General features: G+C 40.8%; 5 protein-coding genes. All 5 read left to right on the top strand.

Annotated elements, in window-relative coordinates:
- Positions 1-2,310 (top strand): LPXTG cell wall anchor domain-containing protein (locus HT732_RS09620; protein ID WP_173254895.1); only part of this gene is annotated, 2,310 nt, incomplete at its 5' end.
- Positions 2,311-2,476: 166 nt separating this feature from the next.
- Entirely contained in the window at positions 2,477-3,754 is a 1,278-nt protein-coding gene (locus HT732_RS09615) for an ABC transporter permease (RefSeq protein ID WP_173254893.1), read from the top strand.
- A 127-nt stretch (positions 3,755-3,881) separates the two neighbouring features.
- Positions 3,882-4,514: an ABC transporter ATP-binding subunit Vex2 gene (gene vex2, locus HT732_RS09610; protein WP_173254890.1), complete on the top strand. Its 633-nt coding sequence runs from the start codon at positions 3,882-3,884 to the stop codon at positions 4,512-4,514.
- A 285-nt stretch (positions 4,515-4,799) separates the two neighbouring features.
- Positions 4,800-6,179, top strand: coding sequence for an ABC transporter permease subunit Vex3 (gene vex3, locus HT732_RS09605; RefSeq protein WP_125456621.1), 1,380 nt, complete (start codon positions 4,800-4,802; stop codon positions 6,177-6,179).
- A 322-nt stretch (positions 6,180-6,501) separates the two neighbouring features.
- Positions 6,502-7,266, top strand: a 765-nt coding sequence (locus tag HT732_RS09600; protein WP_345890511.1) for a LysM peptidoglycan-binding domain-containing protein, incomplete at its 3' end; no start/stop codon positions are given.

The raw sequence follows: 7,266 nt of genomic DNA, 5'->3' as shown, positions 1-7,266 counted from the left end.
GGAGTTGTGGGAGTCACAGTAGGAACGGAAGAGAAAGACTATGCGTCATCGAACATTCACTCCGTGACTTCAAAAGAACAATTACCAAGCTTAACTGCAGATAGCGAGACTGAGGTTCCAGTATTGATTACGTATAATGACGGTTCTCAAGAAAATACAGCTGTCACACTAAAAGTCGCACCAGTAGCACCTAACGTGACTGTCCAACCACAAGATGGCACAACAGGAGACTTAACACTAACAATCAAACGACATGATGATACTAAATACCCAGATGATTCTGTAGTAACTGTTCCAGGAATAGACGGAACATTCAAAGTTAAAGATGGAACAATCAGAATTAAGAATGATCAACTAAAAGATAAAGTACAAACAGGCAAAGTTACCGTAACAGAAGGAACAAAACTTCCAGCAGAAACTGACGGGGATAAGACGATTCCGGCGAAGAAAGTACTAAGTGCAACTCCAACATTTACGGTAGGAACACAAAATCCACAAACTGGAAATGTTGAAGTAACAGTTGATGGAGTTCCTGAAGGTACTAAAGTTAAATTACCTGGTATTGCTAGCGAAAAAGTTGTCACTGGAGGAAAAGTAGAGTTATCTCATAATGAGTTACCTGAAAATCCAACAACAGGAAAAGGAATTGCCCAAGAAGATGGTAAACTTCCAAAAGAAGGAACAAGTGATATTACAATACCTGGTAAATTGACTAGCGCTAAAGGTGAGCCAGCAAGAGAATTTGAAGTAACAATCCCACTACCGATTGTAGTTCCAGATCCAGAACATTTAACACCAGAAGAAAAAACAGAATTAGAGAAAAAAGTTAAAAAATCTAATCCAAATATGGATGTTAAAGTCGATGATAAAGGAAATGTTACTATAACAGATCCGAAAACAGGTCAATCTAAAGTAATTCCAGTTAAAGATTTAACTGTTAAAGACTTCACCCCAGTGAAACCAACCGACAAAGTTCCAGTGAAAGACAAAGCGCACTTAACTCCAGAAGAGAAAAAACAAGTGGCAGACAAAGTCAAAGCGAAGAACCCAGGTAAGGAAGTAACAGTAGGAGACGACGGCACAGCGACAGTGACAGATCCAACAACCGGCATCAGTCATACAATTCCAGGAACAGATCTAGTGAACCAAGACTTCGAACCAGTGAAACCAACTGAAAAAGTTCCAGTCAAAGACAAATCCCACTTAACTCCAGAAGAGAAAAAACAAGTGGCAGATAAAGTCAAAGATAAGAACCCAGGTAAGGATGTAACGGTAGGAGACGACGGCACCGCAACGGTTACCGATCCAAATACAGGAATCAGTCACGACATTCCAGGAACAGACCTAGTAAATCAAGACTTCGAACCAGTGAAACCAACCGACAAAGTTCTAGTTAAAGACAAATCCCACTTAACTCCAGAAGAGAAAAAACAAGTGGCAGACAAAGTCAAAGATAAGAACCCAGGTAAGGATGTAACGGTAGGAGACGACGGCACCGCAACCGTAACGGATCCAACGACCGGCATCAGTCACGAAATTCCAGGAACAGACCTAGTAAATCAAGACTTCGAACCAGTGAAACCAACCGACAAAGTTCTAGTTAAAGACAAATCCCACTTAACTCCAGAAGAGAAAAAACAAGTGGTAGACAAAGTCAAAGCGAAGAACCCAGGTAAGGATGTAACTGTAGGAGATGACGGCACAGCGACAGTGACAGATCCAACAACAGGAATCAGTCATACAATTCCAGGAACAGACCTAGTAATTGAATTTGCTAAAGGGGATTCTACAAGATTAGAAGTTCCAGGATTAATCATTACTAAGTGGACAGATGAACTAGGGAATGACTTGAAGCAACCTGATTCTAAAGCTCCATCAGTACTAGGTGAAGCCAATGAAGCATTTGAACATGGTGAAATTGAAGGTTATGTATTTGTAAGAACAGAAACTAAAGGTGATGTTGTAACTCACGTCTTCAGGAAAGTGAGTCCAGTTAGACCAACAGGTGACGGCCAACAGGGACCAGCTACGCCATCTGCCGATACAAATCGTAGACCAGATACTGCTACTCCTGCTGAGGTGCCAGCTGCTCAACCGGCTGAACAACCAAGTCAAACAGCCGAAGTACCTGCTCAATTGCCGAATGAAGTGTCAGAAACTGATTCATCAGTTTCTCAACCGCAAGCAGTATTGCCAAATACTGGTACGAAAGCAGATCGTGCTACAGGTGTATTTGGAGTTCTCTCTCTTCTTGGCGCATTTGGTTTGCTATTTGCCAAAAAGAAAAAAGACGATGAAGAGGAAGCTTAAATAGATGATCTCATCTGATCCTTAGTAGTTTTCCCTGCATAAAGTCTTGGTAAATCAAAAAGAACTAGAAAATCACTCATTTGTGAGAATTCTAGTTCTTTTTTCGTATTTCATAAACATTTCATATTTAGGTTTTATAATAGTCTTACAAATATGGAGGTGACAAATGAATCCAATCCAAAGAGCTTGGGCTTATGTCAGCAGAAAACGACTGAGAAGTTTTATTTTATTTCTGATTTTATTTGTCTTATTGGCTGGAATTTCAGCCTGTTTGACTCTGATGAAGTCCAACAAAACGGTTGAAACCAATCTTTACAAATCACTCAACACATCTTTTTCTATTAAGAAGATAGAAAATGGTCAGACTTTCAAGCTGTCGGACCTAGTATCTGTAAGAAAGATTAAGGGACTGGAAAATATTTCTCCTGAACTGGAGACGATTGCAAAACTAAAAGACAAGGAAGCGGTGAGTGGTGAGCAGAGTGTAGAACGTGATGATTTGTCAGCTGCGGACAAGAACTTGGTTAGCTTAACGGCTCTTGAGGATTCATCCAAGGATGTCACCTTTACCAGTTCAGCTTTCAATCTAAAAGAAGGGCGACACCTTCAAAAAGGGGATTCAAAGAAAATCATCATCCACGAAGAGTTGGCTAAGAAGAACGGTCTTTCGCTTCATGACAAGCTTCGCTTGGATGCTGGTCAGTCTGAAGCTGGTAAAGGACAAACTGTCGAGTTTGAAATCGTCGGAATCTTCTCTGGTAAAAAACAAGAGAAATTTACAGGCTTTTCTTCCGACTTCAGTGAAAACCAGGTCTTTACAGACTATGAAAGTAGCCAGACCCTTTTGGGTAATAGTGAACCTCAAGTCAGTGCAGCGCGCTTCTATGTAGAAAATCCTAAGGAAATGGACGAACTCTTGAAGCAGGTAGAAAACTTGTCCTTGGAAAATCAAGGCTATCAAGTCGAAAAGGAAAACAAGGCTTTTGAACAAATCAAAGGCTCAGTTGCTACTTTCCAAACCTTTCTGACCATTTTCCTTTATGGGATGTTGATAGCAGGAGCAGGGACCTTAATTCTTGTTTTGTCTCTCTGGTTGAGAGAAAGGGTCTACGAAGTGGGAATTTTACTGGCACTTGGAAAAGGCAAGAGCTCGATCTTCCTACAATTCTGTTTAGAGGTAGTTTTGGTATATCTCAGTGCTTTGCTTCCAGCATTTGTTGCAGGAAACGCAATAACATCTTACCTACTCCAAACCCTATTAGCAAGTGGAGCTCAGGCAGTCTTACAAGACACGCTAGCCAAAGCAAGCAGTCTATCAACTAATATCCTATCATTTGCAGAATCCTATATCTTTCTGTTGTTGCTTAGTTGCTTATCTGTAGCCCTTTGTTTCCTATTCTTATTTAGAAAATCGCCGAAAGAAATTTTATCATCTATTAGTTAATACTCTTCGAAAATCTCTTCAAACTACGTCAGCTTCCATCTGCAACCTCAAAACAGTGTTTTGAGCAACCTGCGGCTAGATTCCTAGTTTGCTCCTTGATTTTCATTGAGTATAAGAAGGAGAAATCATGACTTTATTACAATTACAAGACCTTACCTACCGTTATAAGAACACTGCTGAGGCAGTTTTATATCAGATCAATTATCATTTTGAACCCGGAAAATTTTACAGTATTATTGGGGAGTCAGGAGCGGGGAAATCCACTCTCTTGTCCCTCCTTGCGGGTCTAGATAGTCCTGTTGAAGGTTCTATCCTTTTCCAAGGAGAGGACATTCGTAAGAAGGGCTATTCCTACCATCGCATGCACCATATTTCCCTGGTCTTTCAAAATTATAACTTGATAGATTATCTTTCTCCACTGGAAAATATCCGCTTGGTCAACAAAAAGGCCAGCAAGGAGACTCTTCTTGAACTTGGTCTTGACGAAAGTCAGATCAAGCGAAATGTTCTCCAGTTATCAGGTGGACAACAGCAACGTGTTGCCATTGCTCGTAGTTTGGTCTCAGAAGCTCCAGTTATTCTCGCTGATGAGCCAACAGGAAATCTGGATCCTAAAACTGCTGGAGATATTGTCGAACTGCTCAAATCACTTGCCCAGAAAACAGGTAAATGTGTCATCGTCGTTACCCACAGCAAAGAAGTGGCACAAGCGTCAGATATTACACTTGAGTTGAAAGATAAGAAACTGACTGAAATATAGAATCTAATTATTAAACTTTAAAATAGTATTAGTTGGTAACCAGATACGTGTAAAGTAATAATAAACGAAGTGAGTCTTTAACAACTATTTCCCGCAGTAGTGATAGCCTAGATAATAACAAAGTTATTATCTAGGCCGGAATTTTTGAGACATACGGCTCAAAAATTAGGGATGAAATTCCTACAGGAAGTTGCTCCCGTCCGCACAATCTAAGGGAAATAGTAAAAAAATAATTTATATAAGTTATAAGACATTGAAATAGAACAACATCTAGAAAGGGAACCTATGTTACACAACGCATTTGCCTATGTTACAAGGAAGTTTTTCAAATCGATTGTCATCTTCCTGATTATTCTCCTCATGGCGAGCTTAAGTTTGGTTGGCTTGTCAATCAAGGGAGCTACTGCCAAGGCTTCTCAGGAGACCTTTAAAAATATCACCAACAGCTTCTCCATGCAAATCAATCGTCGCGTTAATCAAGGAACGCCACGTGGTGCTGGTAATATTAAGGGTGAAGATATCAAAAAAATCACCGAAAATAAGGCCATTGAGTCTTATGTTAAACGCATCAACGCTATCGGGGATTTGACTGGCTATGAACTTATCGAAACTCCAGAAACCAAGAAAAATCTGACTCCTGATCGTGCTAAACATTTTGGAAGTAGCTTGATGATTACAGGTGTCAATGACTCTTCCAAAGAAGACAAGTTTGTCTCTGGTTCTTATAAGCTGGTTGAAGGGGAGCACTTAACCAACGATGACAAGGACAAGATCCTCCTGCACAAGGACTTGGCAGCCAAACACGGCTGGAAAGTAGGGGATAAGGTTAAACTAGACTCTAATATCTACGATGCCGACAATGAAAAAGGTGCCAAGGAAACAGTCGAAGTGACAATCAAGGGACTCTTTGATGGTCACAACAAGTCGGCAGTTACCTACTCACAAGAACTCTATGAAAACACAGCTATCACAGACATCCATACAGCTGCTAAACTATATGGTTACACAGAAGACACAGCTATTTATGGGGACGCTACCTTCTTTGTAACAGCGGACAAGAACTTGGATGATGTTATGAAAGAGTTGAATGGCATCAGTGGTATCAACTGGAAGAGCTATACACTCGTTAAAAGCTCATCTAACTACCCAGCTCTTGAGCAATCCATCTCTGGTATGTACAAGATGGCCAACCTTCTCTTCTGGGGTAGCTTGAGTTTCTCAGTCCTTCTCCTTGCCCTCTTGCTCAGCCTTTGGATCAATGCCCGTCGCAAGGAAGTGGGAATTCTCCTCTCTATCGGTCTCAAGCAGGCAAGTATCTTGGGGCAATTCATCACCGAATCCATCTTGATTGCTATCCCTGCTCTCGTTTCTGCTTACTTCTTAGCTACTTACACAGCGCGTGCAATCGGAAATACTGTCCTTGCCAATGTGACTTCAGGTGTTGCCAAACAGGCTAGTAAGGCGGCTCAGGCCTCTAACCTTGGTGGTGGTGCAGAAGTAGATGGCTTTAGCAAGACCTTGTCGAGCCTAGATATTTCTATTCAGACATCAGACTTTATCATCGTCTTTGTTCTAGCCTTGGTTCTAGTGGTTCTCGTTATGGCGCTTGCTTCAAGCAATCTCCTCAGAAAACAACCAAAAGAGCTTTTGCTGGATGGTGAATAATACTGATGCCAGACTGAAAAATGAGGCTAGCAACTGAAAGTTTTAAAATGATAAATGAAGCAGAAAGCAGTGGTGAAAATCATTGCTTTCAGTTGCTTTCTTTGTACTTTAGTACTTAAATATGATATACTAAAGCTATGGAATTTATTAGAAAGGGGTTTCACAACTTATATATGGAATTGTGCATAAAAATCTATAGAAATCTTATCTTGAAAATAGATAGATAAATCTGTAGAAGCCTATCCATATCGCAAACATAGGTTAGTAGACCTAGGAAGAGTCTACTTTGGAAAATATAGAATAGTGAGGAAAAATAAACATTATGAGACAAACAAATGTTAGAGGAAGCTTGTCCCTCCGTGGCTTTAGAAAATTGAGAACTGGTGCAATTGTTGCGACAGGTGTCATTTTGCTAGGTCTGGGCTTTTTAGCTCCAACTGTATCAGCCAGTGAACAAGATGGTGTCTGGGTAGCAAGAACAGTTGAGGAAGTGAAAGCTGACCTTCAAAAAGAAGGTGATTTATTTAAGTATGTCATTAAGTGGGGAGATACATTAAGTGTTATCAGCGAAGCAAGCAATATCCCTGTAGATGTACTCCAAGAAATGAATCAAGCTTCAGGCAAGAATTTATTCTTACCACACAATGAATTGTACTTTACTGAAGCTGAAACGGTTTCAGATACAGTCACAAAACACAAGATTGTCATCAAAGAAAGTGGTGCAAGTGGCGAAGTTCGCACTTACGAAGTCTTGCTCAAGAAAGATCAGGAAACAAAAGCTGTTACCTTTGAATTAACAGATGTCACTGAGAAAGTTGAAAAAATGACTGTGAACTATAGCCCAGTCTATCAGCCTGTATCAGCACCAGTAGTGGAAAGAGCGGAAGAATCGGGTGAAGAACCTGCTTCAGAAGCACCAGCAGAGACAAGCCCAGAAGTTAAAGAAGAAACAGAAGCTCCAGTAGCGCCAAAAGCAGAAGACGCAGCGACTACACCAGCACCAAAAGTGGAAGAACCAGCGGCATCAGCACCAAAAGCAGAGGAACCAACGACACCGGCACCGAAAGTGGAAGAACCTGCAACACCA

This window comes from Streptococcus sp. 5346 (assembly GCF_013277455.1).
GTDB lineage: Bacteria > Bacillota > Bacilli > Lactobacillales > Streptococcaceae > Streptococcus.
This window is presented reverse-complemented; position numbering and strand designations above follow the sequence as displayed.

Coding starts and splice junctions, on each gene's coding strand:
- HT732_RS09615 (WP_173254893.1), top strand. CDS start 2,477: ATGAATCCAATCCAAAGAGCTTGGGCTTATGTCAGCAGAAAACGACTG.
- vex2 (WP_173254890.1), top strand. CDS start 3,882: ATGACTTTATTACAATTACAAGACCTTACCTACCGTTATAAGAACACT.
- vex3 (WP_125456621.1), top strand. CDS start 4,800: ATGTTACACAACGCATTTGCCTATGTTACAAGGAAGTTTTTCAAATCG.